At 71.3% G+C, this 26,729-nt stretch carries 30 protein-coding genes; 22 read left to right on the top strand and 8 right to left on the bottom strand.

All coding sequences use genetic code 11. The features are described 5' to 3' along the window. Positions 1–20: 20 nt before the first annotated feature. The gene (locus tag MWM08_RS07955; protein WP_244458916.1) at positions 21–485 is read left to right on the top strand and encodes a DUF411 domain-containing protein; all 465 of its coding nucleotides are present in this window, start codon (positions 21–23) and stop codon (positions 483–485) included. Between the two features lie 52 nt (positions 486–537). On the opposite strand, the gene MWM08_RS07960 is transcribed toward MWM08_RS07955, so the two are convergent. Further along, positions 538–1,794 (bottom strand): YncE family protein, encoded by a 1,257-nt coding sequence (locus MWM08_RS07960; protein ID WP_244458917.1) that lies wholly within the window; start codon positions 1,792–1,794, stop codon positions 538–540. On the opposite strand from MWM08_RS07960, the gene MWM08_RS07965 reads away from it, so the two are divergent. From MWM08_RS07965 to ybaK, 13 genes are all read left to right on the top strand, one after another. After that, complete coding sequence (locus MWM08_RS07965) at positions 1,754–4,054, top strand: heavy metal translocating P-type ATPase (protein WP_244458918.1); 2,301 nt, start codon at positions 1,754–1,756, stop codon at positions 4,052–4,054. The genes MWM08_RS07960 and MWM08_RS07965 overlap by 41 nt on opposite strands. 52 nt (positions 4,055–4,106) lie before the next feature. Next, on the top strand, positions 4,107–4,574 hold the full coding sequence (locus MWM08_RS07970; protein WP_244458919.1) for a copper chaperone PCu(A)C: 468 nt from the start codon (positions 4,107–4,109) through the stop codon (positions 4,572–4,574). A gap of 131 nt (positions 4,575–4,705) precedes the next feature. Continuing rightward, positions 4,706–6,220, top strand: a complete 1,515-nt coding sequence (gene lnt / locus MWM08_RS07975) for an apolipoprotein N-acyltransferase (RefSeq protein WP_244458920.1) — start codon at positions 4,706–4,708, stop codon at positions 6,218–6,220. Further along, on the top strand, positions 6,217–6,939 hold the full coding sequence (locus tag MWM08_RS07980; protein WP_230165284.1) for a cytochrome c biogenesis CcdA family protein: 723 nt from the start codon (positions 6,217–6,219) through the stop codon (positions 6,937–6,939). Before lnt ends, MWM08_RS07980 begins: the two co-directional genes overlap by 4 nt. After that, positions 6,936–7,439: a signal peptidase II gene (gene lspA / locus MWM08_RS07985; protein WP_244458921.1), complete on the top strand. Its 504-nt coding sequence runs from the start codon at positions 6,936–6,938 to the stop codon at positions 7,437–7,439. Before MWM08_RS07980 ends, lspA begins: the two co-directional genes overlap by 4 nt. A gap of 29 nt (positions 7,440–7,468) precedes the next feature. Beyond that, on the top strand, positions 7,469–8,137 hold the full coding sequence (locus MWM08_RS07990; protein WP_244458922.1) for a thioredoxin domain-containing protein: 669 nt from the start codon (positions 7,469–7,471) through the stop codon (positions 8,135–8,137). Between the two features lie 46 nt (positions 8,138–8,183). Next, positions 8,184–8,681, top strand: coding sequence for a M23 family metallopeptidase (locus tag MWM08_RS07995; RefSeq protein WP_244458923.1), 498 nt, complete (start codon positions 8,184–8,186; stop codon positions 8,679–8,681). Next, positions 8,678–9,004: a YnfA family protein gene (locus MWM08_RS08000; RefSeq protein WP_244458924.1), complete on the top strand. Its 327-nt coding sequence runs from the start codon at positions 8,678–8,680 to the stop codon at positions 9,002–9,004. Before MWM08_RS07995 ends, MWM08_RS08000 begins: the two co-directional genes overlap by 4 nt. After that, positions 9,001–9,393 carry a DUF2946 family protein gene (locus MWM08_RS08005; protein WP_244458925.1) on the top strand — a complete coding sequence of 131 codons (393 nt, stop codon included), beginning with the start codon at positions 9,001–9,003 and terminating at the stop codon, positions 9,391–9,393. Before MWM08_RS08000 ends, MWM08_RS08005 begins: the two co-directional genes overlap by 4 nt. A gap of 54 nt (positions 9,394–9,447) precedes the next feature. After that, entirely contained in the window at positions 9,448–9,945 is a 498-nt protein-coding gene (locus MWM08_RS08010; RefSeq protein ID WP_244458926.1) for a copper chaperone PCu(A)C, read from the top strand. Positions 9,946–9,952: 7 nt separating this feature from the next. Next, complete coding sequence (locus MWM08_RS08015) at positions 9,953–10,573, top strand: SCO family protein (protein ID WP_244458927.1); 621 nt, start codon at positions 9,953–9,955, stop codon at positions 10,571–10,573. 131 nt (positions 10,574–10,704) lie between these two features. Next, on the top strand, positions 10,705–11,292 hold the full coding sequence (locus MWM08_RS08020; protein ID WP_423816019.1) for a DNA-3-methyladenine glycosylase I: 588 nt from the start codon (positions 10,705–10,707) through the stop codon (positions 11,290–11,292). A gap of 2 nt (positions 11,293–11,294) precedes the next feature. After that, entirely contained in the window at positions 11,295–11,768 is a 474-nt protein-coding gene (gene ybaK / locus MWM08_RS08025; RefSeq protein WP_244458929.1) for a Cys-tRNA(Pro) deacylase, read from the top strand. Positions 11,769–11,796: 28 nt separating this feature from the next. Here ybaK and MWM08_RS08030 read toward each other — a convergent pair whose 3' ends face one another. Beyond that, positions 11,797–12,375, bottom strand: coding sequence for a dihydrofolate reductase family protein (locus MWM08_RS08030; RefSeq protein ID WP_244458930.1), 579 nt, complete (start codon positions 12,373–12,375; stop codon positions 11,797–11,799). An 80-nt stretch (positions 12,376–12,455) separates the two neighbouring features. Between MWM08_RS08030 and MWM08_RS08035 the strand changes: the two genes are divergently transcribed. After that, positions 12,456–12,818: an ArsC family reductase gene (locus MWM08_RS08035; RefSeq protein WP_255751394.1), complete on the top strand. Its 363-nt coding sequence runs from the start codon at positions 12,456–12,458 to the stop codon at positions 12,816–12,818. A gap of 190 nt (positions 12,819–13,008) precedes the next feature. On the opposite strand, the gene MWM08_RS08040 is transcribed toward MWM08_RS08035, so the two are convergent. The 4 genes from MWM08_RS08040 to MWM08_RS08055 all read right to left on the bottom strand — a co-directional run bounded on the left by MWM08_RS08040 (position 13,009) and on the right by MWM08_RS08055 (position 14,871). Next, positions 13,009–13,479 carry an SRPBCC family protein gene (locus MWM08_RS08040; protein ID WP_244458931.1) on the bottom strand — a complete coding sequence of 157 codons (471 nt, stop codon included), beginning with the start codon at positions 13,477–13,479 and terminating at the stop codon, positions 13,009–13,011. Between the two features lie 115 nt (positions 13,480–13,594). Then, positions 13,595–14,008 (bottom strand): VOC family protein, encoded by a 414-nt coding sequence (locus MWM08_RS08045; RefSeq protein WP_244458932.1) that lies wholly within the window; start codon positions 14,006–14,008, stop codon positions 13,595–13,597. Positions 14,009–14,020: 12 nt separating this feature from the next. Next, complete coding sequence (locus MWM08_RS08050; protein ID WP_244458933.1) at positions 14,021–14,371, bottom strand: DUF1428 domain-containing protein; 351 nt, start codon at positions 14,369–14,371, stop codon at positions 14,021–14,023. A 26-nt stretch (positions 14,372–14,397) separates the two neighbouring features. Then, positions 14,398–14,871 (bottom strand): VOC family protein, encoded by a 474-nt coding sequence (locus MWM08_RS08055; protein WP_244458934.1) that lies wholly within the window; start codon positions 14,869–14,871, stop codon positions 14,398–14,400. A gap of 154 nt (positions 14,872–15,025) precedes the next feature. Between MWM08_RS08055 and MWM08_RS08060 the strand changes: the two genes are divergently transcribed. The 6 genes from MWM08_RS08060 to MWM08_RS08085 all read left to right on the top strand — a co-directional run bounded on the left by MWM08_RS08060 (position 15,026) and on the right by MWM08_RS08085 (position 22,152). After that, the gene (locus MWM08_RS08060; RefSeq protein ID WP_244458935.1) at positions 15,026–15,232 is read left to right on the top strand and encodes a hypothetical protein; all 207 of its coding nucleotides are present in this window, start codon (positions 15,026–15,028) and stop codon (positions 15,230–15,232) included. 65 nt (positions 15,233–15,297) lie between these two features. Further along, the gene (locus tag MWM08_RS08065) at positions 15,298–16,872 is read left to right on the top strand and encodes an ABC transporter substrate-binding protein (RefSeq protein WP_244458936.1); all 1,575 of its coding nucleotides are present in this window, start codon (positions 15,298–15,300) and stop codon (positions 16,870–16,872) included. Between the two features lie 82 nt (positions 16,873–16,954). Beyond that, complete coding sequence (locus MWM08_RS08070) at positions 16,955–18,523, top strand: ABC transporter substrate-binding protein (RefSeq protein ID WP_244458937.1); 1,569 nt, start codon at positions 16,955–16,957, stop codon at positions 18,521–18,523. A 19-nt stretch (positions 18,524–18,542) separates the two neighbouring features. Beyond that, on the top strand, positions 18,543–19,823 hold the full coding sequence (locus MWM08_RS08075; RefSeq protein ID WP_244458938.1) for an ArgE/DapE family deacylase: 1,281 nt from the start codon (positions 18,543–18,545) through the stop codon (positions 19,821–19,823). 125 nt (positions 19,824–19,948) lie between these two features. Beyond that, entirely contained in the window at positions 19,949–20,908 is a 960-nt protein-coding gene (locus MWM08_RS08080; RefSeq protein WP_244458939.1) for a tripartite tricarboxylate transporter substrate-binding protein, read from the top strand. Then, positions 20,905–22,152, top strand: coding sequence for a M28 family peptidase (locus tag MWM08_RS08085; protein WP_244458940.1), 1,248 nt, complete (start codon positions 20,905–20,907; stop codon positions 22,150–22,152). The genes MWM08_RS08080 and MWM08_RS08085 overlap by 4 nt, the downstream gene beginning before the upstream one ends. An 89-nt stretch (positions 22,153–22,241) precedes the next feature. Here MWM08_RS08085 and MWM08_RS08090 read toward each other — a convergent pair whose 3' ends face one another. Continuing rightward, positions 22,242–23,657: an ABC transporter substrate-binding protein gene (locus tag MWM08_RS08090; RefSeq protein WP_244458941.1), complete on the bottom strand. Its 1,416-nt coding sequence runs from the start codon at positions 23,655–23,657 to the stop codon at positions 22,242–22,244. A gap of 2 nt (positions 23,658–23,659) precedes the next feature. Further along, entirely contained in the window at positions 23,660–24,631 is a 972-nt protein-coding gene (locus MWM08_RS08095; RefSeq protein ID WP_244458942.1) for a Bug family tripartite tricarboxylate transporter substrate binding protein, read from the bottom strand. Between the two features lie 297 nt (positions 24,632–24,928). On the opposite strand from MWM08_RS08095, the gene MWM08_RS08100 reads away from it, so the two are divergent. Beyond that, positions 24,929–26,632: a GMC family oxidoreductase gene (locus tag MWM08_RS08100; RefSeq protein WP_244458943.1), complete on the top strand. Its 1,704-nt coding sequence runs from the start codon at positions 24,929–24,931 to the stop codon at positions 26,630–26,632. Positions 26,633–26,729: the final 97 nt, after the last annotated feature.

The following is a 26,729-nucleotide window of genomic DNA, read 5'->3' on the forward strand; positions in this document are numbered from 1 at the left end:
ACAGAGGGAGAAACCGCAACATGAACAAACGTCGCCTGCTGCTGGGGACCGTGGCGCTTCTTGCCACCGCCAGGGCCACGCACGCCGCCGCATCCACGCGCGTCACCGTCTGGCGGGACCCTTCCTGCGGCTGCTGCACTGGCTGGGTCACGCATCTGCGCGCCGAGGGCTTCGCCGTGGACGACCAGGTCGTGCGATCGGTCGCGCCCGTCCGGCGCCGGCTCGGCACGCCAGCCGACCTGCTGTCCTGCCATGCTGGGGAGGTCGAGGGCTTCGTGCTGGAAGGCCACGTCCCGGCCGCCGCGATCCGCCGCCTGCTTACCGAGCGGCCCGCCGGCGTCCGGGGCCTGGCGGTCCCGGAGATGCCGATCGGTTCCCCGGGCATGGAGGTGCCAGGGACCGCGCCGGACAGCTACGACGTCATCGCCTTCGGCGCCGGGCCGCACCGGTCCTTCATGCGCTTCGACGGGTCGAATCCCGCCTGAGGCGACTGGAACACGGTCCGGTTCGCCCCTCGGCAGTGTCCCGGCGCGGCCGTCAGGCCTCGGTCGCCGGCGTGAACAGGATGCCGTGCGGCGACCGCCCGACGCGCGCCACACGCGCCGCGCCGCTGCGCGGATCAATGGCGGCGACGCGCCCCGTCCAGCGCAGCGTCGCCCAGATCGTGCCGTCCGCGTCGAAGGTCAGGCAGTCCGGCCCCCCACCGATCTCATGGACGCGCCTGATCTCCAGCGTCTGCGGGTCGAGCGCGGTGATCCGGCTGTCGACGCGCGAAGTCACATAAACCAGCCCGTCCTGCGGGCCTTCGAACAGCGCGTGCGCGCCGCGACCGACGGTGATCTGCCGGTCCGCGCGGCGTGTCGCCGGATCGATGACGGACACGTAGTCCCCGCCCATCACGCCAACCAGGATGCGGCCGCGATGCCACAGGATGCCGGCCGGGTCGCGCCCGACCTCGGCGCGCCAGACCTCGGTGCGGGTGTCGAGGTCGATCGCGATGGCGGCGGCCTCGCCCTGCAACGTCACGAACGCGTAGCGGGAATCCGGCGAGAACGCGACGTGGCTCGGCTTGCGCCCGGCCTGCAGGCGGCCCTCGAAGGCCAGGGAAGCGCCGTCCCAGCGGTAGATGTCCACCTGGTTGCGCCGCAGGCTGGTGACGACCAGCCGCCTGCCATCTGGCGTGAAGCCGAGGTTATAGGGATTGCTGATCGATTCCCGCCGCCGCACCTCGCCGCTGCGCGGGTCCAGCAGGAACATCTCGTTGGCGCCGGAATCGCCGACCAGGATCAGGTCCCGCGCCGGCGTCAGCACCAGGTGGTGCGGTTCGCGCAGCACGGGCACGCGGCGCAGGTCGCTGCTGCTGGCGGGGTCCAGGACCTGCACATTGGCATCCAGGGAATTGAGCACGAAGAGCGAACCGGCGGGCGGCGCGGACGCCTCCGCCATCGGCTGGGCACCAGCGCCGCGTCCGGCAGCGATGAACGGTGCCGCTAGCGCGGCGCGCACGACGAGACGGCGACCAAGCCGCAGATCGGGTGACATGAACGACCGCACGGCAAGGCTCCTGGCCCGGGGGGAGCGATCTATCCCAAACATCGCGGTCAATGCGCAAGCGGCGTGGACCGAGCACGCTACGCCCCGACCGCGCACCCGCTGAGGGTGGCCAGTGATGACACGAGGCCGAAAAAAAGCCCCTTGAACCTCTAGCCACTGGAAGTCCCATACCGGTGCCTGCGACGTTGGAACAGGTGCCATGAGTGATACGACCAGACTGACCTGGCGGGTGGAGGGCATGGACTGCGCGGCCTGCGTCGCCAAGGTAACCAGGGCCGTCGAGCGCCTGCCCGGCGTCTCGGACGTCCAGGTGAACCTGATGGCCGAGCGGCTGACCGTCGCGCTCGCGCCAAACACCACACAGGGCGACGCCATCGCCCAGCAGGTCGAGGCGCTGGGATACACGGTGGCGCCCATGGTGACCGCCGCTGCGGGTGCGCGGACCGAGCCGGCGCATGCCCATGGACCCGATTGTGGTCACGACCATGGCGCCGATGGCCATAGCCATGGCCAAACGGGCGACCATGCGGGCCACGCGCACGGCGCCGAACCGGGACCTGCCGCCACCGCCGCGGCGCATGGCCACGACCACGACGACCCGGCCGATGCCGGCAAGCCCTGGTGGCGCACGGGCAAGGCGATGCTCGTCTGGCTGCTGGGCGGGCTGGTGGTCGGCGCCTATGCGCTGTCCCTGGTCGTGCCGGAACGGCTGACCTATCCACTGTTCCTGGCCGCGACCGCCGTCGCCGTTGTACCCTTCGGCCGCCGCGCCATCGCACTGGCCCGCGCCGGCAGCCCCTTCAGCATCGAGACGCTGATGGTCACCGCCGCGGTCGGCGCGGCCATCATCGGCGCGGCCGAGGAAGCCGCCGTCGTCGTCCTGCTCTTCGCCGTCGGCGAATTGCTGGAGAATGTCGCCGCCGGCCGCGCCCGCGCCGGCATCCGGGCGCTCGCCGACCTCATGCCGCGCACCGCGCTGCGCCTTCGACCGGACGGTTCGACCGAGCAGGTGGCGGCGGACCGGCTCGCGGTCAGCGACCTGGTGCTGATCCGCCCCGGCGATCGCGTGCCCTGCGACGGCCTGATCGAGGAAGGCACCTCCGCACTCGACGAAAGCCCGGTCACCGGGGAGAGCATTCCCGTCTCGCGCGGCCCCGGCGAGGCCGTGGTCGCCGGCAGCATCAACGCCGAGGGCGCCATCCGCGTGCGCGTCACGCGTGCCGCTTCCGACAACACCATCGCGCGCATCATCCGCATGGTGGAGGACGCCACCGCCTCCCGCGCGCCGACGCAGCGCTTCATCGAGCGCTTCTCGACCTGGTGGACGCCGGGGGCGATGATCGTCTCGCTGCTGGTGATCCTGCTGCCGCCCTTCCTGTTCGGCTGGGACTGGAGCACGAGCATCTATCGCGGCCTCGCGGTGCTGCTGATCGCCTGCCCCTGCGCGCTGGTCATCTCGGTGCCTGCGGCGATGGCCTCGGGCCTGTCGGCCGGCGCGCGGCGCGGCCTGCTTATCAAGGGCGGCGCGGCGCTCGAGGCGATCGGCAGCGCGACCACCGTCGCCTTCGACAAGACCGGCACGCTCACCGAAGGCCGCCCGCGCGTCACCGATGTGCTGCCGGCCGAGGGTCGCACGACTGAGGAGGTGCTCGCCCTCGCCGCGGCAGTCGAGCAGGGATCCTCGCACCCGCTCGCCAAGGCGATCCTGGCGGAAGCGGCGGCGCGCGGTGTCGCGGTACCGGCGGCCGACGCGCAGTCGGCCATCCCCGGCCGCGCCGTGGCCGGCATGGTCGGCGGCGTGCAGGTCAGCATCGGCAGCCCGCGCCATGCGAGGGAGTCCAATGCCTCGCTCGGCCCGCTGGAGGCCGAACTCGACCGGCTCCAGGGCGAGGGCAAGACGGTGTCGGTGGTGCTGGCCGGCGGCGCGGTCGCCGCGCTGGTCGCGCTGCGCGACGAGCCGCGCGCGGATGCCGCGGCCGGGATCGCGGCGATCACCGCGCTCGGCGTGCGGCCGGTGATGCTGACCGGCGACAACCGCCGCACCGGCGAGGCAATCGCCATCTCGCTCGGCCTCGACGCCAAGGCGGAACTGCTCCCCGACGACAAGCTGCGCGAGATCGGCAAGCTGCGCGAGCGCGGGGCGGTGGTGATGGTGGGCGACGGCATCAACGACGCGCCGGCGCTGGCGGCGGCCAATGTCGGCGTGGCGATGGGCGGCGGCACGGATGTCGCGCTGGAGACCGCCGACGCCGCCGTGCTGAAGGACCGCGTGACGGGGGTGGCGGAGCTCGTCTCGCTGTCGCGCGCGACCATGGCGAATGTGAAGCAGAACGTCGCCGTCGCCATCGGGCTGAAGGCGGTGTTCCTGGTCACGACGATGCTTGGCATTACAGGCCTGTGGCCGGCGATCATGGCGGATACGGGTGCCACGGTTCTGGTGACGCTGAATGCGCTGAGGCTGCTGCGCTGGACGCCGGCCGGGTCCAACGATGCTGCCTGATGTGCTTCGCGGTGGATCCCTGGGTGGCGCGGAACAGCGCCAGGGCGACCGCATGACGCCCGGCAGCATGACCGGGCGGCGCTGGCTGATGCCCGCTGTGCTCCTCGCGTGGCGCCTGATCCTGTCGGGTCCGGCTGCGGCCCAGGATGTTCAGGCGGGCGGCCTGCTCCTCACCGGAGCCTGGGCGAAGGCCGCCGACAACGACCAGCGGCTGTCCTTCGGGTTCGTGACGATCCGCAATCGGGGCGGGGAGGCGGAGAGGCTGCTCTCTGCCACTTCGTCCGGCGCGGCTGTCGTGGAACTGCGGGAGCTAGACCCGTCCGTACCGGGCGGTGCCCGCACCATCACCGAGGGCTTCGTCATCCCAGCCGGTGACGTCGTCGCCCTGGAGCCCGGCGGACGACACCTTCTGCTGCGCGACCTCCAGGTGCCGCTCGCGCTCGGCGACGAAATTCGCGTCACGCTGCGGTTCGAACGCGCGGGCGCGGTGGTCCTGCCGCTCCGGGCGCATTGGCACTGACGATGGGAAGGCCGGCCCCGAACGACAGCGCTGATCTGCACCGCGCCATGAAGGGCTTCGTGCTGCCGCGGACCCGCCACGACGGCGCGTGCGTGACGCGGTCGCAAGCGGCACGCGGACCAATCCGCCGCGTGACGCACCGCATGGCCTATGGCGCCACCGCGCTCGGGCTCGGAGCGCTCAGTGCCATCGCGCTGGCGCCACTGCACATCGCGCCCGCCGGCGTGGTGGCCTTCGGCGGCCTGTGGTTCCAGCTTGAGCGGACGGCGTCCCTGCGCGGCGCCTTCGTGCTTGGCTGGTTGTTCGGCCTGGGATCGTTCCTGGTCGGCCTGTCCTGGATCACCGAGGCGTTCAGCGCGGATGCGGCGCGCTTTGGCGCGCTGGCGCTGCCGGCCCTGGCCGCGCTCAGCGCCGGCCTCGCGCTGTTCCCCGCATGCTCGGTCGCTGCGGCGCGGCTGCTGGCGGGCCGCGCGGGCGGCGTGCCGCTCGCCCTGGCGTTGGCCGCGTTCTGGGGCGCGGGCGAATGGCTGCGCGGCGCGGTGCTGACCGGCTTTCCGTGGAATATCGCGGGCCATGCCTGGGGCGCCAGCGATGCCGGGCTGCAGGCGGCGGCGCTGGTCGGCATCCATGGCCTCGGGCTGCTCGCCGTGCTTGCCGCGGTGCTGGCCGGCGTGGCGGTGCGGCAGCGGCGCGTCGGGCCCGCGCTTGCCGCGACGGTCATCATTGCCCTGCCCTGGGCCTGGGGCACAACGCGGCTTGCCGATGCGATGCCCGCTGACGCGCCAGGCATCCGGCTGCGCCTGGTGCAGCCGAACATCGCGCAGGACCTGAAATGGGCCGAGGGCGAGCGCGAGCGCATCCTCGGCCGCCTGCTGGCGCTCAGTGCCGCGCCTGCGGCGGATGGCGTGGCACCGACCCACATCATCTGGCCGGAAAGTGCCGTGCCCTACCTCCTCGCCGAATCGCCGGCGATCCGCGCGGAGGTCGCGCGCATCATCCCGCCGGGCGGCGCGCTGCTGACCGGCGCGGTGCGACGGACCATCGCGGACGATGGCGGCCCGGCGCTGCTCAACAGCCTGGTCGCGCTCGACGACACCGGGGCGATCACCGCCGCCTACGACAAGATCCAGCTGGTGCCGTTCGGCGAATACCAGCCGCTCCGCCGGCTGCTCGCGGATCTGCCGAAGATCACCGTCGGGACGGTGGACTTCATCCCCGGCCCGCCTCGCGAGGCGATGCGCGTGGCCGGGCTGCCGCCGCTCTGGCCGCTGATCTGCTACGAGGCAATCTTCCCCACCACGTTGCCGGCGCAAGGTCCGGCGCCGGGCTGGATCCTGACGGTAACCAACGATGCCTGGTTCGGCACCTCCTGGGGCCCCTACCAGCACGCCCTGGCCGCCCGGCTGCGCGCCATCGAACTCGGCCTGCCGCTGATTCGCGTGGCGAACAGCGGCATCTCGCTGGTGACCGACGCGGTGGGGCGCGAGCGCGCGCGGCTGCCGCTGGCGACCGAAGGCGTGCTGGACCTGCCGCTGCCGGCGGCGCTGCCCGGCGGCACGCCCTATGCGCGCTTTGGCGACCTGCCTGTCGCGATCGGCGTCGCGGCGCTCGCGGGAATCGCGCTGGCCGGGAGGCGACGCGCGTGACGATCGACCTCACCCTGTTCGGCATGGTTCTCGCCTTCGGCGGGGGGCTGGTGTCGTTCCTGTCGCCCTGCGTGCTGCCGCTGGTGCCGGGCTACGTCGCCTGGGTGGCGGGGACCGACCTCGCCACGGCGCGCGCCGAGCGTTGGCGGGCGCTGCGCCTGTCCGTCTTCTTCGTGCTGGGCTTCGGGCTGGTGTTCGTGCTGCTGGGCCTCGGCGCGACCGCGATCGGCGGGCTGCTGCGGCGCTGGTCCTACGAGCTCACCGTCGTCTCCGGCCTGCTCATCGCGGCGATGGGGCTCGTGCAGATGGGCCTGCTGCGCGTGGCGCCGCTGATGCGCGACCTGCGCTTCAGGCCGCCGGGCGAGGGCGGCGGCCCGGTCTCCGCCACGCTGATCGGCGTCGCCTTCGGCTTCGGCTGGACGCCCTGCATCGGGCCGGTGCTGGCCGGCGTGTTGACGGCCGCGGCGCTGACACCCGGCGCCGGGGTCGGGCTGCTGGCCGCCTATGCGCTGGGCCTCGGCGTGCCGTTCCTGCTGGCGGCCTTCTACCTGCCGGCAGCGATGGCCCGTGCGCGGCGGCTCGGGCGGCTCGGGCGGATCCTGCAGGTCGCGAGCGGCGTCGTCATGCTCGCGGCCGGCCTGGCCATCGCAACCGGCGAGATGACCCGTCTCGCCATCTGGATCCTGGAGGCATTTCCATGGCTGGCTCGGCTGGGATGACGACGCCCGCCCCCCGCGCGCTGCGCCGCTTCGGCCTGATCGCGGCACCAATCGCAGCGGTCATCGACCAGGCGACCAAGGCCTGGGCGCTGGAAGCGCTCTGGCCGCCCTACAGCGAAGGGATCACGCTGCTGCCGGTGCTGAACCTGCGGCTTGGCTTCAACACCGGCGTCACCTTCGGGATGTTCGCCGACAGCGCGGCCGGCGCGGTGTGGCTGCTGGTCGGCATCAAGCTCGCCGTGGTGGCCTGGCTGCTACATTGGCTGCGGCGCGCGGCCAACCGGACCGAGGCGACGGCGATCGGCCTCATCATCGGCGGGGCGATCGGGAACATCGCCGACCGCCTGCGCATCGGCGCGGTCACCGACTTCATCGACGCGCATTACGGCGGCTGGCACTGGCCGACCTTCAACATGGCCGATGTCGCCATCGTCTGCGGCGTCACGCTGCTGGTGCTGACTAGCTTTCGCGCACCGTCGCCCCAGGTGCAGCCGCAATGACCACTATCCCTGAACCGGAGGAACCACCGATGTCCCACGCCACAACCCGCCGGGCGGCGCTTGCCGTCGCATTCGCCGTTCCGGCGGCGACCGCACTCGCCCAGGCGCCCGGGCCCCAGGCCTTCGAGCCGACGGCACCCGGCCCCGACACGCCGCGCCCCTTGCCGGGCGAGCGCATCATCGGCCGCGCCGACGCGCCGGTGGCGGTCATCGAGTACCACTCGCTGACCTGCGGCAATTGCGCGAACTTCCACACCACGATCTTCCCGCGCATCCGCACGACCTTCATCGAGCCGGGGCTGGTGCGCTTCGTGATGCGCGACTTCCCGCTCGACCGCGTGGCGCTCGAGGCGGCGGCGATGGTCCATTGCGGCGGGCCGGAGCGCTACGAGGCGCTGATCTCGACCCTCTACGCGAACAAGGAGGCCTGGGCGCATAGCCCGGATGCGCGCACCTGGCTGCGCCGCGCCGGCACGCTCGCCGGGATCCCGGCAGCGCGGATCGACGCCTGCATGACCGACCGCGGCTTCACCGACCCGATCATCCTGATGCGGCTGCAGGGCGAGCGCGAGTCGGGCGTCAACGCGACCCCGTCCTTTGTGATCAACGGGCAGCTGCATCGCGGCGTGCAGAGCTTCGAGCGCTTCTCCGCGCTGATCCGTCCGCTGCTGCCGCCCGGCACGGCGCCCCGTGGCTGAGGCTCCGGGGTTGCCTTCCGGAGCCGAGCAAGGCACGGACCGCGCCATGATCCATCGCCCCTCCCTGATCCTCGGTCTCACCTTCGTTGTCAGCACCGGGTCCGCCGCGCTCGCAGCCCCCTGTCCAGCGACCATGCCGGTCGCGGGCGACTTTTCCTCCGGCTTCGGCTTGCGCCACGGCAGGCCGCATCCCGGCGTGGACATCCGCGCGCCGGTCGGCACGCCCGTGGTGGCGCCGAGCGACGGCGTGGTGGTCTTCGCCGGCCGCTATTACGACTACGGCCTGATGATCGAAATCGAGCACGCCGACGGCTCCCGCGCGCGCTACGCCCACCTGGCACGCTTCGCGCCCGGCGTGTCGGCCGGGCGTCCGGTCGCGGCGGGCCAGGACCTCGGCGTGGTGGGGCGCACCGGCCGTACCACCGGAGCGAACCTGCATGTCGAGCTGCGCCGCGACGGGCGCGCGGAGAATCCCTGGCCCTGGCTGACCCGACAGTCCTGCATCCCCGGCATCGAGGTCGCCGAGGCGCCCGCCCGGCGATGAGGACGGTCGCGATCTACGCCGCGGCCGCGCTGGCGGAGATCGCCGGCTGTTTCGCCTTCTGGGCGTGGCTGCGGCTGGGCCATTCGGCGGTGTGGGCGGCCGCGGGCGTCGTTGCGCTGATCACCTTCGCGTGGTTGCTGACCCTGGTCGAGGTGGAGCATGCCGGCCGCGCCTATGCGGTCTATGGCGGCGTCTACATCGCGGCGACACTTGTGTGGCTGCGGGTGGTCGAGGGTTTCGAGCCCGATCGCTGGGACCTGATCGGCGGTGCCGTTGCCCTGGGTGGCGCGGCGATCATCCTGTGGGGGCCGCGCGCCGCATGAGGCGGGCCTGGGCCGAACTGCGCGTGCCGATCTCCGCCCTGGTGCTGCTGGCCATGGTGGCGCGGCTGCTGGCGCCACTGCCGGCCTTCGCGGCAATGGACAGGGCCGCCTTCGACGCCATGCTGCGGGCGAGCCTGTGCCTGCCGTCCGGCCTGCCCGCGCCGGATGCGCCCGAGCAGGCGCCGGACGCCGAGGCCGCGTCGCATTGTCCGTTGTGCCGCCTGCCCGATGCGGCGGATGCGCCGCCGCCGGCCCCACTCGTGCTGCCGATGTCGGCCTGGACGACGACGGCCTCACCCCGCGCCGCCTTCGCCGGCGCATCGCTCCTGCCGCCGGCGCGGGCGCCGCCGCCGGCCCGCGCGCCGCCTGCCGCTCCGACCCTCGGCTGAAGCCGGCCCCGCCTGGCGCGGGGCTGTTCCATCCCTTGTCGGAGCAATCCTTCCATGCGTCGCACCCTTCTGCGCGCGGTCCTGATGACCGGCGCCGCCTTCGTCTCCCTGCCTTTGCTGGGCGCCCCGGTCGCCGCGCACGATTTCCGTGACGGAGACCTGGCCATCGATCATCCCTGGACACGCGCGGTCGGCGCTTCGGCACCCACCGCCGCCGGCTACATGGTCATCCGCAATACCGGGTCCGCGCCGGATCGCCTGGTCGCCGCCGAGACGCCGCGCGCGGCGCGCGTCGAGTTGCACGAGATGTCCGTCACCGACGGAATCATGCGCATGCGCCCAATCGACGGCGGCATTGCGTTGCCGCCAGGCGGGGAGGTGCGGTTGGCACCTGGCGGCCAGCATCTGATGCTGATCGGGCCACAAGGCGGCTTCCAACAGGGCGCCAGCGTGCCGCTCACCCTGGTGTTCGAGCGCGCGGGGCGTGTTGCGGTCGAACTGGCCGTCGATGCGCCGGGTGCGCGCGGCACCGGGCCGCACCAGGGGCATTGAGGCGACGATGCTGCGCATCATCCGTTGGGTGGCCTGGGGCGCCGTTGGCGTCGTGGGCTTCCTGCTTCTGGCCACCACCGGCGGGTGGCTGGTCTCCGATGGCCCGCTGGCGCCGCCGCGCGTCGCGACCGGGCCGCAGACGCTGGCGATCGGCGGGCCCTTCAGCCTGACCGACCACCGCGGCCGCGCGGTGACCGAACGTGACTTCCGCGGTCGGCCGATGGCCGTGTTCTTCGGCTTCACCTATTGCCCCGATGTCTGCCCGACCACGCTCACCGAGATGACGGGCTTCATCGAGGCGCTGGGGCCGGACGCGGATCGCATCCAGTGGGTGTTCGTAAGCGTGGATTCGGAACGCGACACGCCGCAGGCCATGGCCGCCTATCTGGAGGCCTTCGACCGGAGGATCATCGGGCTGACCGGCACCGAGGCGCAGATCGCGGCGGCGGCGAACGGCTTCCGCGTGTTCTATCGCCGCGTCCCGCTGGAGGGCGGCGGGTACACGATGGACCATTCGGCGAGCGTGTTCCTGCTCGACGAAGAGGGGCGGTTCGCCGGGACGGTCGACCATAAGGAAAGCGAGCGTGTAGCGTTGGAGAAGCTCCGCCTTCTGACGCGGCGCGCCTAGAAGTGCGCGCTGATTGGCTGTGAGCGGCTATGCTCGGGCTGCCATCCGAGCGGGCTCTCTGAGGCTATCATCTGACGGTATGTATGACGGTATATGACGGCGTTATGGGGAGAATTTCTGAATGAAAACCTATGCCTAGGACTCTGATTGACCATCGAGTGGGAGTGACCGGCAGCCCCACCCGCTGCCCCTGGGCCGCAAGCGACCCGCTGCTCGCGCACTACCACGACACCGAATGGGGCGTCCCCGTGCGCGACCCGCGCATGCTCTGGGAAACCCTGATGCTGGAAGGCTTCCAGGCCGGCCTGTCCTGGCTGGTCATCCTGCGCAAGCGCGAGGCCTTCCGCGCCGCCTTCGCCGGCTTCGACCCCCTCCGCGTCGCCGCCTTCACCGAAGCCGACATCGTCCGCCTGCTGGCCGACCCGGGCATCGTGCGATCCCGCGCCAAGATCGCGGCCACCATCGCCGGCGCGCGGATCTACCTGCGCATGCGCGATGCCGGCGAGGATTTCGCCGACTACTGCTGGTCCTTCACCGGCGGCCAGCCGGTGCGCGGCGACGGCGTGGCGGCCAGCACGCCGCTGTCCGAACGTGCCTCGAAGGACCTCAAGCGCCGCGGCTTCAAGTTCGTCGGCCCCACCATCGTGCATGCCTGGATGCAGGCGGTCGGCATCGTGGACGACCATGTGCCGGGCTGCGTCCGGCACCGCGCGGGCTGACCATGGCGAAGGCGACGCGCGCCACGGCCGCACTCGCGAAGGCGGGCATCGCCTTCACCATCCACGCCTACGACTACGACCCCGATGCCGAAAGCATCGGGCTGCAGGCGGCGGCAGCGCTGGTCGAGGACCCGGCGCGCGTGCTCAAGACGCTGATGGCGCTGGTCGATGGCAAGCCCGCCTGCGTGATCCTGCCCTCGGACCGCGAGGTCTCGATGAAGCGGCTGGCGGCCGCATTCGGGGCCAAGGGCGCGCAGATGATGAAGCCGGCGGAGGCGGAACGCGCCACCGGCTACAAGGTCGGCGGCATCAGCCCCTTCGGCCAGGCGCGCCAGGTGCGCACCGTCATCGAGGAAACGGCGCTGGCGCAGGCGCTGGTGTTCATCAATGGCGGGCAGCGCGGGCTGCAGGTGCGGCTTTCGCCGCGGGATGCGATGGCGGTGCTGGGTGCGCTCGCGGCACCGGTGGTGGCGTGATCGGCCGCGACGCGCGGGGCGCCCGGCGTCAGCGGTTCCGGGCGCGGCGGTAGCGCAGGATGACGGAGCCGACATCGAGGGCCCGGCAGTCGACCAGCCGCAGTTGCCCTGCGGGGCGGCCCGGGTGGAAGACCGGCGCGCCGTCGCCGAAGATCTCGGGCGTCACCATCAGCCAGAACTCGTCCACCAGGTCGAGCGACCACAGGGTCTGCGCGAGGGTCGCGCTGCCGAAGGCGAAGACGTCGCCGGTGGTCTCGCGCTTCAGCCGCGCCACTTCGGCCGCCAGGTCCGGCCCGGCAATGCGCCCGTTCCAGCCCGGATCGCCGGTCAGGGTGCGGCTCACCACGGTCTTGGGCAGCGCGTTCATCTGCGCGGCATAGGAGATGGCCGCGGCGACGCTGGCTGGGTCGGTTTCGGCCGCGCTCCAGAACGCGCGGTTGAATTCGAAGTTGACCCGCCCGTACAGCAGGTGCCCGGCGCGCGCGAGGGCGGCGGCCGACCAGGCCGCCTCCACGTCGTCCGACCAGGGCGGCGGGGAGAAGACGCCGCCGGTCTTCGCGGCATAGCCATCGAGGCTGGAGCAGATGGTCAGGACCAGGTCGGCCATGGATGCGTCCCTTCGCGTCGTCTGGATCGGAGGCGGCGCTGCCGCCTAGGCTGGAGCGGATTCGGGCAGCGGAGGCGGGCGTGACCATCACCATCCACGGCATCAGGAACTGCGACACGATGAAGAAGGCGCGCGCCTGGCTCGACGCCCATGGCGTGGCGCATGCGTTCCACGACTACAAGGTGGCCGGGATCGACCGCGCCACGCTGGAGGGCTGGGCGCGCAAGGTCGGCTGGGAACGGCTGCTGAACCGCGCCGGCACCACCTTCCGCAAGCTGCCCGACAACCAGAAGCAGGACCTGACGGAGACCCGCGCGATCGAGCTGATGCTGGCGCAGCCCTCGATGATCCGCAGGCCGGTGTTGGGGCTCGGCGACCGGCTGGTGGTGGGCTTCGACGCGGGGGACTACGAAAGCGCGATCGCGTCGCTGCCGCGCGACTAGAGCAATATCCACATCAGATGGAGTCATCTGATCGGATGTCTTGTTCTAGAAGGCATGGCTTCGAGAGCAGCTCACGCCCGATCGGCGGACCCGCGCAGCGAGTCCTTTCGATCGGGCGCTGCTCGAGGGCGGATCCCGATCGGATGCACGCATCTGACCGGGTCACGATGCGCGTCAACGCCAGCCCGGGCTACAGCGTTCGCGCCAGCGCGGCGAGCTGGTCCGTCGCCTTGCCCCAGCCCTCGTGGAAGCCCATTGCCTCGTGCTTCGCGCGGGCTTCGGCATTGGCGTGCAGCGCGACGCCGCGATACAGCGTGCCGCCCGGGACGGGTTCGAAGGTGATGATTCCGGTCATGAAGGGTTCGGCCTTCGGGCGGAAACCACCGGCCAGCGCGTCGGTCCAGACCAGCCGGCGTTCGGTCACGACCTCGAGGTAGCAGCCGACGTTCGGCATTGCCTCCCCCGCCGGGCCGCGTATCACGCCGCGGAAATGCCCGCCGGGGCGCAGGTCGAGCGCAATGTCGGTCATCTTCCAGGGCACCGGGCAGAACCATTGCTCCATCAGCTCCGGCCGGGTCCAGCAGGCCCAGAGAGCACCGGGCGGCGCGTCGATCCTGCGTTCGATCAACAGGTCGAGTGCGGGGTCGAATTGCGGGTCCATCGGGGGTTCTCCTGTGCCGTCATCATGGCGTTCCGCATGGCGCGCTGTTTCGCCGCGCGCGCTGCGGCGCGCCTTGTCGTCGCACGCCTTACGGCGCGCCTATTCATCGCACGCCTTACGGCGTGACGCCGATCATCCAGCTGACCCCGAAGCCGTCCTGCACGACGCCGAAGGCGGGGCTCCAGAAGGTCGGGCCGAGCGGCATCTGAACCGTACCGCCCTCGGCGAGTGCCACGAACCAGCGCTGCGCCTGCGCGGCATCGGTCGCGGCCAGCGAGACAGCGAAGCCGCCGAAGGCCGCCGTGCCCTTGCAGCCGCCATCCGAGACCATCAGGGCCGCGCCGCCGATGCTGAGTTCAGCGTGCATGATGCGGTCCTCGCTGCCCGGCGGCAGCATGCCGGGCGGCGGCGGGTCAGGCGATTCGCTGAAGCGCATGCGCATCGTGACCTCGGCGCCGAGCGCGCGCGTGTAGAAGTCGATTGCCTCCTCGGCGCGGCCTTCGAAGAACAGGTAGGGGGCGATGGACATGCCGGGATCCTTTCAGGCCTGCATCAGCACGGTGAAGCCGCCGTAGATCATGCGCTTGGCGTCGAAGGGGGCGGTGGCGGGGTCCATCCTCCGCGGGTCGGCCATGATGGCCTGCCAGCCGGCGTCACGGGCCGCCTTGCTGGGCCAGGTTACCCAGGAGAAGACCACCGTCTCGTCCTCGGCCTGCTGCACCGCCATGCGGAAGGAGGTGAGCTTGCCCTCGGGCACGTCGTCGCCCCAGCATTCCACGAGGGAGAGCGCGCCGTGCGCCTTGAGCACCGGGGCGATCTCCTCGGCATGGCGGCGGTATTCCTCGCGCTTCGCGTCAGGCACGGCGAGCACGAAGCCGTCGATATAGGTCATCTGGCGTTTCCCTTTCTGGTGGGCGGTCAGGCGGTGGCGACCGCCGCGCGCAAGGCGGCGATATCGAGCTTCACCATGGTGTGCATCGCGGCCATGAAGCGGCTGCGACCGGCCTCGTCGGTGCCTTCCAGCAACTCCATCAGCCCGCCGGGGACCACCTGCCAGGCCACGCCGTAGCGGTCCTTGAGCCAGCCGCAGGCGATCGGCGAACCGTCCGCCACCAGCGCATCCCACACGCGGTCCAGTTCGTCCTGGTCGGCGCAGGTCGCGACCAGGGAGACGGCATTGGTGAAGGGGTGCTCCGGATTGCCGTTCAGCGCCATGACGGCCTGCCCGCCGATCTCGAACCGCGCGAGTAGCACGCTGCCTTCGGCCCCCGGCCCGCCGGGTGGGGTGCGCACCACCTCCCCCATGCGGCCGCCCGGGATGGCGGCGGCGTAGAAGCGGGCGGCGTCTTCGGCCTCGGTCGCGAACCACAGGCAGGTGGAGAGGGTTGGCATTGGGGGTCTCCCGCGGCTGTCGTGTAAACATAACCAAAAGGTTTACTGATTACAAGCAGCGCCCGCGTCACTCCCGCGTGACGTAACAGGCTGTCGGGATTTCTTGACCCGGGAGGGAGCGCGGAGGAACCTTCGCCGACAAGGAGACACGCCGATGGCCGAGACGAAGCCCCAGACCGAGGTCAGCGTGACAGGCCGCCTGGTCAGCATGAGCATCCTCGGCAGCACCGTGGTGTTCATCATCTTCCTCGAGAACCTGCGCGTGACGGCCTGGCTGCCCTATGCGCTGTACATCCTCGCGGGCGGGGTGGCGCTGGCGGTGCTGGTGCCGATGCTTTTCTTCCGCCGCCCCGTGCAGTAGCGCGCGCTTGACGCGCTGAGGCGGCGCGTCGGAGGCTGCCGCCAACGACAATCAAGGGGGCTTCCATGCCGGGATTCCGCAACACCGTGCTGGGCGCGGCTGCGCTGCTTGCCTTGGCCGCCGTGCCGGCGGCCGCGCAGCGCACGCTGACCGTGGGGGCGTCCTCGGCGCCGACGGGCATGGACCCGCACTACCATTCGTCGAACATGAACAACGCGCAGCTGCGCCAGGTGTTCGACCTGCTGATCGACCTCGACAGTTCGGGGGGCTTCGTGCCGCGGCTGGCGGAATCCTGGCGCGCCATCGATGACCGCACCTGGGAATTCCGCCTGCGCGAGGGCGTGCGCTTCCACGACGGCACGCCGTTCAGGGCCGAGGACGTGGCGTTCTCCTACGCCCGCGTGCCGACCGTGCCGAACAGCCCAGGTCCCTTCACCCCCGCGGTGCGCCTGATCTCGCGCGTCGAGGTGGTGGACCCGCGCACCATCCGCTTCCACACCCGCGAACCACACCCCTTCCTGGAGCACGACATCGCGGCGGTGTTCATCCTGTCGCGCAGCATCCATGCCAACGCCACGCTGGGCGACTTCAACGGCGGGCGCGCGATGGTCGGCACCGGACCCTACCGCTTCGTCTCCTACGCCATCGGCGACCGGCTCGAGATCACGCGCAACCCAGACTACTGGGGCCCGGCGCAGCCGTGGGATCGCGTGATCACGCGCGTCATTCCCAATGCCGGGGCCCGGTCGGCCGCGCTGCTGTCGGGCGATGTGGACGTGATCGATTCCGTCCCCAGCCAGGATGTGCCGCGGCTCGAGCGCGAAGCGCGCGTCGCGGTGTTCGGGGTGGCGGCGAACACCACATCGTACATCATGCCCGACGCGGTGCGGGAGACGACGCCCTTCGTCACCGACAAGCAGGGCCGGCCGCTCGATCGCAACCCGCTGCGTGACGTGCGCGTGCGCCAGGCGCTGTCGATGGGCATCAATCGCCAGGGCGTGGTGGAGCGTCTGCTGAACGGGCAGGGCGTGCCGGCCGACCAGTTCGCCGCGCCCGCGCTGCAGGGCCGTGCGCCCGGCCTGCCGCCGCTGCCCTACGACCCCGCTCGTGCCCGCGCGCTGCTGGCCGAAGCGGGCTATCCGGACGGCTTCCGCATCACCATCCATGGCCCGAATGGCTGGTTCCCCGGCGATGCCGACGTGATGCAGGCGATCGCGCAGGGCTGGACGCGCATCGGCATCGAGACGCGGGTCGAGGTGCTGCCGCCCGCCAACCTGTTCTCCCGCGCAACCGCACGCGAATTCACCATGTTCATGACCACCTTCACCGCCAATTACGGGGCGAACATGCTGCGCCAGGTGGTGATGACGCGGAACCAGGCCACCGGCACCGGGCCGTTCAACCGGCAGCACTGGTCGTCGCCGCGGATGGACGAACTCGTGGCGCGGGCGATGGTGACGATGGACACCGCGCAGCGCGACGCGATCACCGCCGACGCGCTGCGCATCGCGACCGAGGAACTGGGCGTCATCCCCATCCATTTCCTGCGCCTGGTCTGGGCCACGCAGCGCGCGCGCGTGCGCTACGAACCCGATCCGCGCTGGTACACCAACGCGATGCTGTCCCACCCGGTGAACTGATTCGCTTGACCTCCGCCGCGCGCACGGCGGAGGCTTCCCGCGACGGCCGGCGCCACGACCGGTCCGCACGGGAGGATGCAGCATGTCGAAGCGGATTGCCGCGGCGTTTTTCGCCGCGTGCGCGCTGGCCTGTCCGGCCATGGCGCAGCGCAGCCTGACCATGGGCGTGCAGACGCCGCCTTCGGCGCTGGACCCGCATTTTCACAACACCACCAACAACACGATGATGCTCATGCAGATCTATGAGCGTCTGTTCGAACTCGACAACAAGGCGGTGCCGGAGCCGCGGCTTGCCACCGCCATGCGCGCGATCGACGACCTGACCTGGGAGGTCACGCTGCGCCAGGGCGTCCGCTTCCACGACGGCACGCCCTTCGAGGCCGACGACATCGCCAATACCTTCGCGCGCATCCCGACCGTGCCGAACAGCCCGGCGCTCTACACGCCGGCGGTGCGCACCATCAGCACCATCGAGATCGTCAACCCCACCACGATCCGCATCCGCACCCACGAACCCAACCCGCTGATGCGCTTCGACATGGCGGCACCCTTCATCCTGTCGCGGCGCATCCATGGGCAGAACCCGGCGACCAGCGACTTCACGAGCGGGCGGCTCGCGATCGGCACCGGGCCGTATCGCCTCGTCTCCTTCGCGCAGAACGAACGGCTGGAATTGCGGCGCAACGACACCTACTGGGGCCCGCCCGAACCCTGGGACCGCGTGACGGTGCGCTTCATCCCGCAGGCCGCCTCTCGCTCCGCCGCATTGCTGGCGGGCGAGGTGGACCTGATCGACTACGTGCCGGTGCAGGATGTCGAGAACATCCGCCGCGACCCGCGCTTCGCGCTGTTCGAGGTGGACAGCGTGACCTTCGTCTACCTGTTCCCGGATTCGATGCGCGACCCCTCGCCCTTCGTGGCCGACCGCGCGGGCAACCCGCTGCCGCGCAACCCGCTGGCGGACCGCCGGGTGCGGGAGGCGCTGTCGCTCGCGATCAACCGCGAGGCCATCGCCACCCGGCTGTACAATGGCCTCGCCACGCCCGCCGACCAGTTCGCGGCCCCCATCGCCGAACACCGACTGCCCACGCCGGGGCCGCTGCCGCACGACATCGCGCGCGCCCGCGCCTTGCTGGCCGAGGCCGGCTACCCGGACGGCTTCCGACTGACCGTGCATGGCCCGAATGGATTCTTCCCGTCGGACCAGAACCTGCTGCAGGCGCTGGCCCAGCAGTTCACACGCGTGGGGATCGAGACCACGGTGCAGGCACTGCCGCCGGCCAACCTGTTCACGCGGGCGACCAATCGCGACTTCTCGATGTTCATGACGTATTTCAGCAGCTACCTGACCATCAATCCGCTGCGCCAGGTCGTCGCCACGCGCAACCCCGACATCGGCTTCGGGCCGTTCAACCGGCAGCGCTATTCCAACCCCGCGATCGACGAGCCGCTGCGCCTCGCGCTCACCACCATGGATCCCGAGCGGCGGCAGGTGCTGACGCACCAGGCGGCGCAGGCGCTGCAGCACGACAAGGGCGTGATCCCGGTGATCTTCCTACGGAATACCTGGGCCGGGCGCAGGGACCGGGTTGTCTACGATCCGTCTCCGGTCAACCATACGTCGGCGGTGCATGCGCGCCCGCCGAACTGACGCAAGGACGTATCCCCGCATGATCGACGCCGAGGCCCGCACGCGAATCTTCTCCGCCATCGATGCGGGCTTCGACGCACAGGTGGCCTTCCTGCAGGACCTGGTGCGCTTCCCCTCCCTGCGCGGGCGGGAGGCGCCGCTGCAGGACTGGTTCGCACGGCAGATGGCGAGCCGCGGCTATGCGGTGGACCGGTTCTCCATCGCCGACGTGCCGGACCATCCGAAGATGGCGCCGATGGTGGGCGTCGATCCGGCGGGGTCGATCCAGGTGGTGGCGTCGCATCGCGCGCAGAACCCCACGGGGCGATCGCTGATCCTGCAGGGGCATATCGACGTGGTGCCGGAAGGCCCGCACGAGATGTGGACCCACGCGCCCTACAGCGCGACCATCCGCGACGGCTGGATGTATGGCCGCGGCGCGCATGACATGAAGTCCGGCGTCGCCTGCATGGTTTACGCGATGGACGCGATCCGGGCCGCCGGCTTCGAACCGGCCGCGGACGTGTACGTGCAGACGGTCACGGAGGAGGAAAGCACCGGCAATGGCGCGCTGGCGGCCCTGCTGCGCGGCTATCGCGCCGAGGCCGCGCTGGTGCCGGAGCCCACCGGCCACGCCATCACCCGCACCCAGACCGGCACCATCTGGTTCCGGCTGCGCGTGCGCGGTGTGCCTGTTCACGTCGCGGTGGCGCAGGACGGCACCAACGCGATCATGTCGGCCTATGCGCTGATCAACGCGCTGTACGCGCACACGCGCACGCTGAACGAGGCTGCGCGCTCCAGCCCCTGGTATGCGGACGTCAAGGACCCGATCAAGTTCAACCCGGGCATCATCCGCGGCGGTGACTGGGCCAGTTCCACGCCTGCGTGGTGCGAGGTGGATTGCCGCATCGGCCTGGTGCCCGGCACCACGCCCGAACAGGCCATGGCAGGCATCGAGGCCTGCGTGAAGGCGGCGGCGCGCGGCGATTCCTTCATGGCGAACAACCCGCCCGAGATCGTCTGGACCGGCTTCCAGACCGACCCCTACGTGCTGGAGCCGGGCAGCGACGCCGAGAAGGTTCTCGCCGAAGCCCATGCCAGCGTGCATGGCGGTGCGATGCCGGAGCGGCGCACCACCGCGGTGAACGACGCACGCTACTACGGGCTGTATTTCAACACCCCGGGCCTTTGCTACGGGCCGAAGGGGGAAGTGGCGCACGGCTTCGACGAACGCACCTCCATCGAGGACCTCAGGACATGCACGCGAACCATCGCGACCTATATCGCCGCCTGGTGCGGGCTGCGCCCGCGCGGCTGATGGGCACGGCGCCTTCGCCCGACGCATCTGCGGGCGGGGTTGACGGGCACCCATCGAACCCCGCGTCGACGGGCCCCGCTGTGGCGGCTGCGCGCGAAGCCAAGGCCATGCCAGGGGCAGCCGGCATGAGGCGCCGGTCGCTGCTGGGCGCGGCCGGCGCCGCCCTGGCAGCGCCGGCCTTCGCCCAGGCCGACTGGCCGACGCGCCCGATCCGCCTGATCGTGCCCTTCGCGCCGGGCGGGTCGTCCGATGTGCTGGCGCGGCTGATCCAGCCGGGGCTGGGGGCGGCGCTGGGGCAGTCGGTGATCGTGGAGAACCGCTCCGGCGCGGGGTCGATGCTGGGCACGGAAGCGGTCGCGCGGTCGCCCGCCGATGGCTACACGCTGCTATTGGCCGACCTGCCCTTCGCCATCGTGCCGGCGCTGCAGGCGCGCATGCCCTATGACGTGGAACGCGACCTGGTGCCGGTGGTGATGGTGGGCGCGGCGCCGCTGCTGATCTTCGGGCATCCGTCGCTGCCGGCGCGCAACGCGGCGGAATTCGCGGCCTTGGCGCGCGCCCGGCCGGCGCACTACACCTACGGGTCGGGCGGGGTGGGCGCGGCCTCGCACATGATGGGCGAGCTGTTCCAGATCGCGACGAACACGCAAATCACGCATGTGCCCTATCGCGGCGGCGGGCCGGCCATCCAGGACCTCGCGGCGGGTAACCTGAACACGGTGTTCGTCACCGTCGCCTCGGCCGCGCCGCAGCTGATGTCCGGGCAGATCCGTGGGCTCGGCGTGATGGCGACTGAACGCATGCGCAGCCACCCCGACATCCCGACCTTCCGCGAACAGGGCATCGAACTGGTGGCGGAGCACTGGTGGGGGCTGCTGGCACCGCGCGGCACGCCGGAGCCGGTGATCGCGAAGATCGCCGCCGCCATGCCGGGCGTGCTCGGCGCCGCCGGCATGGCCGAGCGGCTCGAGGCGCTGGCGGTGATCCCGAAGCCCGACGGGCCTGGCCCCTTCGGTGAGCGCATCCGCCAGGATATCGCGCGCTACGGGCAGATCGCGCGGAGCCGCGGCATCACCGCGCAATGACGCTGGCGGCGTTCCTCGGCGCGGTCGCGGTCGATGCCGCGCTCGCCGCCGACTTCGCCGCGATCTGCGACACCGGCGGGCGCCTGCAGGGCACCGACAGCGCCGCGCGCGGCTTCGTGCTGCTGCAGGACCGCATGGCCGCGATCGGCGCGGTGCGCGACGCCCCCGTGCCCTATGCCGGCTGGCGCTGCCACGAAGCGCGCGTGACCGACATCGCGACTGGCCGGGACATGGCCTGTGCGCCGCTGCTGGGCGCGGCTTCGACCCCCGCCGAGGGCCTGGTGCTGGACACGCGCGATTGCGGGCGCGGCGTCGCTGGCGACTTCGACGCCGCCGCCGGGCAGGCGGTGCTGGCGCGGCACGAATACCCCTTCGCGTCCTGGACGGTGCATCGGCGCGTCAAGCTGGCGGCGGCGCAGGCGGCGGGCGCGGCGGCGTTCCTGATCGTGCAGCCCGAACCGGGCGTGGGGGCAGTGTCGGGATCCTCGGGGCGCAACGGGGGTGCAGGCATTCCCGCGCTTGGCATCAGCGCCGAGGCGGGGGCGCTGCTGGCGGAAGGCCGGCGCGTACGCATCACGCTGGCCGGCGAGGACCACGCCGCGACCACGCCCACGCTGGTGCTGGACCTGCCGGGCGGCGGGCCGGATCGGGTGGTGCTGAGCGCGCATCTCGATGGGCATCCCTTGGGCGAAAGCGCGATCGACAATGCAACGGGCCTCGCCGCCGCGCTGTGCCTGGCGCGTGCGGCGGCGCCGGTCGTGGCAGCCTGCCCGCGCGGGCTGACCCTGTGCATCTTCGGCGCCGAGGAATGGGCGCTGTCCGGGTCGCGCGCCTGGCTGGCGGGATTATCCGACGACGCACGCGCGCGCATGGCGGTGAACATCAACCTCGATTCCATCGCGGGTGGCGCGCGGCTGACGGCGCTGACCAGCGGCTTCGCCGCGCTGGGGCCGTTCCTGCGCGGCGCGGCGGCGGCCGCGGGGCTGCCGCTGGGCGTGCACCTGCCGCTGATGCGCAATTCCGACCACGCGAACTTCGCCGATCATGGCATCCCGGCCGCGCGCCTGGTCGCCGGCTTCGACGAACCGGGCAGCGCGTTGCGCTACCTTCTGACCGGCGCCGATACGCGCGTGCTGGTGCCGATGCAGGAGCTGAAGGCGGCGACCATCACCGCCGCTGCGCTGCTATGGGCTGCGCTGACGGCGCCGGATGAGGCGATGGCCCGGCTGCGCGGCGCGGCGTAGGCCCGATCGGTTGAAGACGGTCGCGAAGGCGCCAGCAGCGGGAGGTGCTGCCGTCAGCCATCGCGAAAGGGACCGGCGGTGGCGCTCCGTCATCCGGCATCGAGCGTCACGCCGGCCAATTCGATATACCCGAGCGGATGTGCCGCGAAGCCGCGCAGTCCAGGGCGCACACCCGACAGCACATCCGCGGCATAGAGCGGCAGGACGGCGACGTCCTCGTGCACCAGCCGCTGGGCGCGCGCGTAGAGATCGCGCTGCGCCTCGGGATCCAGGCAGCGCCGCGCCTGCGCCACCAGCGCATCCAGCGCCGGGTTCGCATAGCCGCCCGGGTTGAAGGCGCCGCCGGTGTGCAGGTCGCGGCGGAACATGATGTGCGGATGCGGGCGCGCCGACGCGCCCTGGAAGGCCATCTGCCAGTCGCCGCGCAGATAGACCGCCGGCCACCAGGGCGGGTCCTCGTAGCCGCGCAGGTCGAGCGTGATGCCAACCTCGGCCAGGTCCGCCGCGACCTGTGCGGCCACGCCCGGGACCGGCGGCATGGCCGTGTGTGCCACGCGCAGCCGCAGCCCGCCGCCATGGCCGGCATCGCGCAGCAACGCCCGCGCGCCCTCGCGGTCCAGCGGCCAGGCGGGCAGGTCGATGCCGAAAGGGTCGTCGGCGGGCAGCAGCCCGTTCAGGGCGCGGCCATGCCCGCCCAGGAAGCGTTCGCGGATCGCGTCGCGGTCCACCGCGAGCGCGACAGCGCAGCGCACGCGCACATCGTCGAAGGGTGGGGCGGAGGCGCGGAACGCAATCACGGTCTTGCGCGGGGAATGCACGCCGCGCGTCTCGATCAGCCCGCGCGCGACCAGGTTCGGCGCGGCCTTTTGCGGCACCGTCTCGACGATGTCGGCGGTGCCGGCCTCGATCGCCGCGATGCGTTGTTCGGGATGCGGCGCCCAGCGGATCTCGATGGCCGGCACCGCGTAGCGGTCGGCCGCGTAGTGGCCGCGGAATTTGCGCAGGTGCACCGCGTGGCCGTGCTGCCAGGCGGTGACCTCGTAGGGCCCGGCGCCGACCGGCTGCACGGCGCAGTCGTCGACGATGTAGGTGCGCCAGGCGAGGCTCGCGAGGAAATCCGTCGCCGGTTCGTCGAAGCCGATGGCCAGTGTGCGCGCGTCCAGCACGTCGATCGCCGACAGGCCTTCGTAGTCGGCGTGCTGCGGCGTGATGTTGCGCGGGTCGAGCATGCGCCGCAGGCAGGCGGCGGCCGCGGCGGCATCGAGCACGCGGCCATTATGAAAAGTCAGGCCCGGGCGCAGGCGGAAGGTGAAGCGGCGCTGGTCCGGCGATGCCTCCCACGCTTCCGCCAGGTCGGGCTGCAGGCGCATGTCGTGGTCGAAGCGCAGCAGGGACGGGCAAGCGAGCTTCAGGATCACTGTCGCGGCGGAGGAATCGGCCTCGTAGGTGTTGGGATGCAGCGAGGTGTGCTCGTGGTTCAGCAGCAGGCGCAATGCGCGGTTCATCCTCAGTCCACCCGCGCGCCGCTGACGCGGATGATCTCGGCGCAGCGCGCGCGCTCGGCGCGCATGAAGGCGCCGAAGGCGACCGGGTCCATGTCCATCGGGAAGGCGCCGAGGTCGGCGAGGCGCGTAGCATGCGAAGGCTCGCGGGCCGTTTCGCGCAGCAGGGCGTTGATGCGGTCGATGATCGGCTGGGGCGTGCGCGCCGGCGCCATCACGCCGAACCAGGCGGTGATGTCGAAATCCGGCACGCCCGCTTCCTGCACCGTCGGCAATTCGGGCGAGAGCGGCCAGCGCTGCGCACTGGTGACCGCGATCGCGCGCACCGCGCCGGAGCGCACATGCGGGATGATCTGCGGGAAATTGTCGAAGGCGAGCTGCACCTGGCCCGCCACCAGGTCGGTGATCATCGCCGCACCGCCGCGATAGGGCACGTGGACGATGTCCACCCCGGTGCGGATCTTGAACAGCTCGCCCGACAGATGAAGCGTGCCGCCGGCGCCGGCCGACCCGAAATTCACACGCCCCGGATTGGCGCGCGCATAGGCGATGAGTTCCGCGATGCTCGTGACCGGCAGGGAGGGATGCACCACGACGATGTTGGTGATGGTGGCGAAGGGGGCGACCGGCGCGAAATCCGTGATGCCGTCGTAGCCCGCGCTGCGGAACAGCAGCGGCGCATTGATGTGGCTGGCGGTGTTGCCCAGCATCAGCGTGTAGCCATCGGGCGGCGACTGCGCGACGAAGGCCGTGCCGACCGTTCCGCCGGCGCCGGGGCGGTTGTCGACCACCACCGGCTGGCCGACGGCGTCGGAGATGCGCGTCGCAATCATCCGCCCCATCAGGTCCGACGACCCGCCGGGCGGCAGGGGCACCACGAAGCGGATCGGGCGGTTCGGCCAGGCGGGGGACTGCGCCAGGGCCGGCGCGGCCAGCAGGGACGGCGCAAGAAGCAGCGTGCGGCGGCGATCGATCATGGTGGGGTTCTCCGGGCAACCAAGTGTTCACCCCGGGGCGGCCCGTGACCAGGGCCGTCGATGACCCGCGATGGGGCGCCGCTACGGCGTTGCCCGCGCGGTGGACAGGCGCTGCCGCGATCATGGGCGCCGGTCTGCCGCGCCGCCGCGCTCGGCCTGCCGGGGCCGGCTCCGGTCGCGTGGCCTCGCGTCGACGTCTCTAGCGGCTTGTTTTCGCGAGCATCTTCGCCCGATCCGGCGATTCCGTCCGATCGGGATCTGCTCTAGGTTCGCGAAGGCTAAAGGGGGAAACCGCGCGTGTACGACTTCATCATCATCGGCGGCGGGTCCGCAGGTTCGGTCCTGGCGCATCGGCTGTCCACGCCGTCCGCCAACAAGGTGCTGCTGTGCGAGGCCGGGGTCGACACGCCGCCGGGGCAGGTTCCGGCCACCATCCTCGATACCTATCCGGGCCAGGCCTATTTCGATCCGCGCTTCCACTGGACCGAGCTGAAGGTCCGCACGCAGGTCGTCTCGCACAACAATCCGGCCGAGAAGCCGCCGCTGCGCAAATACGAACAGGCGCGCGTGCTGGGCGGCGGGTCGTCGATCAACGGACAGATGGCCAACCGCGGCGCGCCGCACGACTACGACGAATGGGAACAGCGCGGTGCTGCCGGGTGGAACTGGGACAGCGTGCTGCCCTATTTCAAAAAGGTCGAACGCGACCTCGACTTCGACAATGAATGGCATGGGCAGCAGGGGCGCATCCCCGTGCGCCGCATCCCGCGCGACAAATGGCCGCTGCATTCGAAGGCCACCGCCGAGGCCTTCCGCCAGGCCGGCTTCAAGGAACTGCCCGACCAGAACGGCGCCTTCGAGGACGGGTTCTTCCCGCTAACGGTGAACGTCACCGAGACGCGCGTCTCGGCCGCCATCGGCTACCTGGATGAGCAGACGCGCCAGCGGGCGAACCTGACGATCAGCACCGAGACGCAAGTGATGGGGCTGATCATGGAAGGCACGCGCTGCGTCGGCGTGCGCGCGCTGGTGCGCGGCCAGGAACAGGAATTCCGCGGGCGCGAGATCATCCTGTCCACCGGCGCCATCCATTCGCCGGCGCACCTCATGCGCGCGGGCATCGGGCCGGCGGCGCATCTGCGCGAGCGTGGCATCGAGGTGGTGGCCGACCTGCCCGGCGTGGGGCAGGGGCTGATGGACCACCCGGCCATCTCGCTGTCCTCCTTCATCCGTCCGGAGGCGCGGCTGAACCGTACCGACCTGCGCCGGCACATGATGGTGGGGCTGCGCTTCTCCTCGGGCATCGAGGGGGCGCCCGAGGGCGACATGTTCATGTCGGTGGCGTCGAAATCCGCCTGGCATGCGGTGGGCGAACAGATCGCCTCGATGCTGACCTGGGTGAACAAGACCTATTCGCAGCGCGGCCAGGTGCTGCTGACATCGACCGACTGGCGGGAACACCCGGAGGTCGAGTTCAACCTGCTGTCCGACCGGCGCGACCTCGAACGGCTGATGATCGGCTTCCGCCTGGCGGCGTCGCTGGTGCTGAGCCCGCCGCTGGCGGCCGTCACCACCGACCCGTTCCCGGCGGCCTATTCCGACCGGGTGCGGCGTATCGGCGTGGTGAACACGAAGAACCGCATCCTGACCTCGATCATCTCGAAGTTCCTGGACGGGCCGGGCTTCCTGCGATCCGCCTTCATCGACCGCTTCGTCATCGAGGGCTTCCGGTTCCAGGAGGTGATGACCGACGACGACGCGCTGGAAGCCTTCATCCGCAAGGCCTGCATCGGTGTGTGGCATGCCTCCTGTTCCTGCCGCATGGGTGCGGACGGGGACCCGATGGCGGTGGTCGATGCCGCCGGGCGGGTGCGCGGGCTGGAGGGGCTTCGGGTGGTCGATGCCTCGGTGTTCCCGGTGGTGCCCTCGGCCAACACCAACTTCCCGACCCTGATGGTGGCGGAGAAGATGGCCGATGCCATCCTGGCGGGGGCGGCCTGACCGGCCCGTGCAGAGACCCCCTTGGCGCCCCATCCCCCGGCCGGGCATGCTGTGGCCACGCCGGTCAAGTTCGGGCGGCTACAGGGTCATCAACGGG

Origin of the sequence: Roseomonas fluvialis, from assembly GCF_022846615.1 — a bacterium.
GTDB classification, from domain to species: Bacteria; Pseudomonadota; Alphaproteobacteria; order Acetobacterales; family Acetobacteraceae; genus Neoroseomonas; species Neoroseomonas fluvialis.

Coding starts and splice junctions, on each gene's coding strand:
- MWM08_RS07955 (WP_244458916.1), top strand. CDS start 21: ATGAACAAACGTCGCCTGCTGCTGGGGACCGTGGCGCTTCTTGCCACC.
- MWM08_RS07965 (WP_244458918.1), top strand. CDS start 1,754: ATGAGTGATACGACCAGACTGACCTGGCGGGTGGAGGGCATGGACTGC.
- MWM08_RS07960 (WP_244458917.1), bottom strand. CDS start 1,794: ATGCCCTCCACCCGCCAGGTCAGTCTGGTCGTATCACTCATGGCACCT.
- MWM08_RS07970 (WP_244458919.1), top strand. CDS start 4,107: ATGACGCCCGGCAGCATGACCGGGCGGCGCTGGCTGATGCCCGCTGTG.
- lspA (WP_244458921.1), top strand. CDS start 6,936: ATGACGACGCCCGCCCCCCGCGCGCTGCGCCGCTTCGGCCTGATCGCG.
- MWM08_RS07990 (WP_244458922.1), top strand. CDS start 7,469: ATGTCCCACGCCACAACCCGCCGGGCGGCGCTTGCCGTCGCATTCGCC.
- MWM08_RS07995 (WP_244458923.1), top strand. CDS start 8,184: ATGATCCATCGCCCCTCCCTGATCCTCGGTCTCACCTTCGTTGTCAGC.
- MWM08_RS08000 (WP_244458924.1), top strand. CDS start 8,678: ATGAGGACGGTCGCGATCTACGCCGCGGCCGCGCTGGCGGAGATCGCC.
- MWM08_RS08005 (WP_244458925.1), top strand. CDS start 9,001: ATGAGGCGGGCCTGGGCCGAACTGCGCGTGCCGATCTCCGCCCTGGTG.
- MWM08_RS08010 (WP_244458926.1), top strand. CDS start 9,448: ATGCGTCGCACCCTTCTGCGCGCGGTCCTGATGACCGGCGCCGCCTTC.
- MWM08_RS08015 (WP_244458927.1), top strand. CDS start 9,953: ATGCTGCGCATCATCCGTTGGGTGGCCTGGGGCGCCGTTGGCGTCGTG.
- MWM08_RS08020 (WP_423816019.1), top strand. CDS start 10,705: ATGCCTAGGACTCTGATTGACCATCGAGTGGGAGTGACCGGCAGCCCC.
- ybaK (WP_244458929.1), top strand. CDS start 11,295: ATGGCGAAGGCGACGCGCGCCACGGCCGCACTCGCGAAGGCGGGCATC.
- MWM08_RS08030 (WP_244458930.1), bottom strand. CDS start 12,375: ATGGCCGACCTGGTCCTGACCATCTGCTCCAGCCTCGATGGCTATGCC.
- MWM08_RS08040 (WP_244458931.1), bottom strand. CDS start 13,479: ATGGACCCGCAATTCGACCCCGCACTCGACCTGTTGATCGAACGCAGG.
- MWM08_RS08045 (WP_244458932.1), bottom strand. CDS start 14,008: ATGTCCATCGCCCCCTACCTGTTCTTCGAAGGCCGCGCCGAGGAGGCA.
- MWM08_RS08050 (WP_244458933.1), bottom strand. CDS start 14,371: ATGACCTATATCGACGGCTTCGTGCTCGCCGTGCCTGACGCGAAGCGC.
- MWM08_RS08055 (WP_244458934.1), bottom strand. CDS start 14,871: ATGCCAACCCTCTCCACCTGCCTGTGGTTCGCGACCGAGGCCGAAGAC.
- MWM08_RS08060 (WP_244458935.1), top strand. CDS start 15,026: ATGGCCGAGACGAAGCCCCAGACCGAGGTCAGCGTGACAGGCCGCCTG.
- MWM08_RS08065 (WP_244458936.1), top strand. CDS start 15,298: ATGCCGGGATTCCGCAACACCGTGCTGGGCGCGGCTGCGCTGCTTGCC.
- MWM08_RS08070 (WP_244458937.1), top strand. CDS start 16,955: ATGTCGAAGCGGATTGCCGCGGCGTTTTTCGCCGCGTGCGCGCTGGCC.
- MWM08_RS08075 (WP_244458938.1), top strand. CDS start 18,543: ATGATCGACGCCGAGGCCCGCACGCGAATCTTCTCCGCCATCGATGCG.
- MWM08_RS08080 (WP_244458939.1), top strand. CDS start 19,949: ATGAGGCGCCGGTCGCTGCTGGGCGCGGCCGGCGCCGCCCTGGCAGCG.
- MWM08_RS08085 (WP_244458940.1), top strand. CDS start 20,905: ATGACGCTGGCGGCGTTCCTCGGCGCGGTCGCGGTCGATGCCGCGCTC.
- MWM08_RS08090 (WP_244458941.1), bottom strand. CDS start 23,657: ATGAACCGCGCATTGCGCCTGCTGCTGAACCACGAGCACACCTCGCTG.
- MWM08_RS08095 (WP_244458942.1), bottom strand. CDS start 24,631: ATGATCGATCGCCGCCGCACGCTGCTTCTTGCGCCGTCCCTGCTGGCC.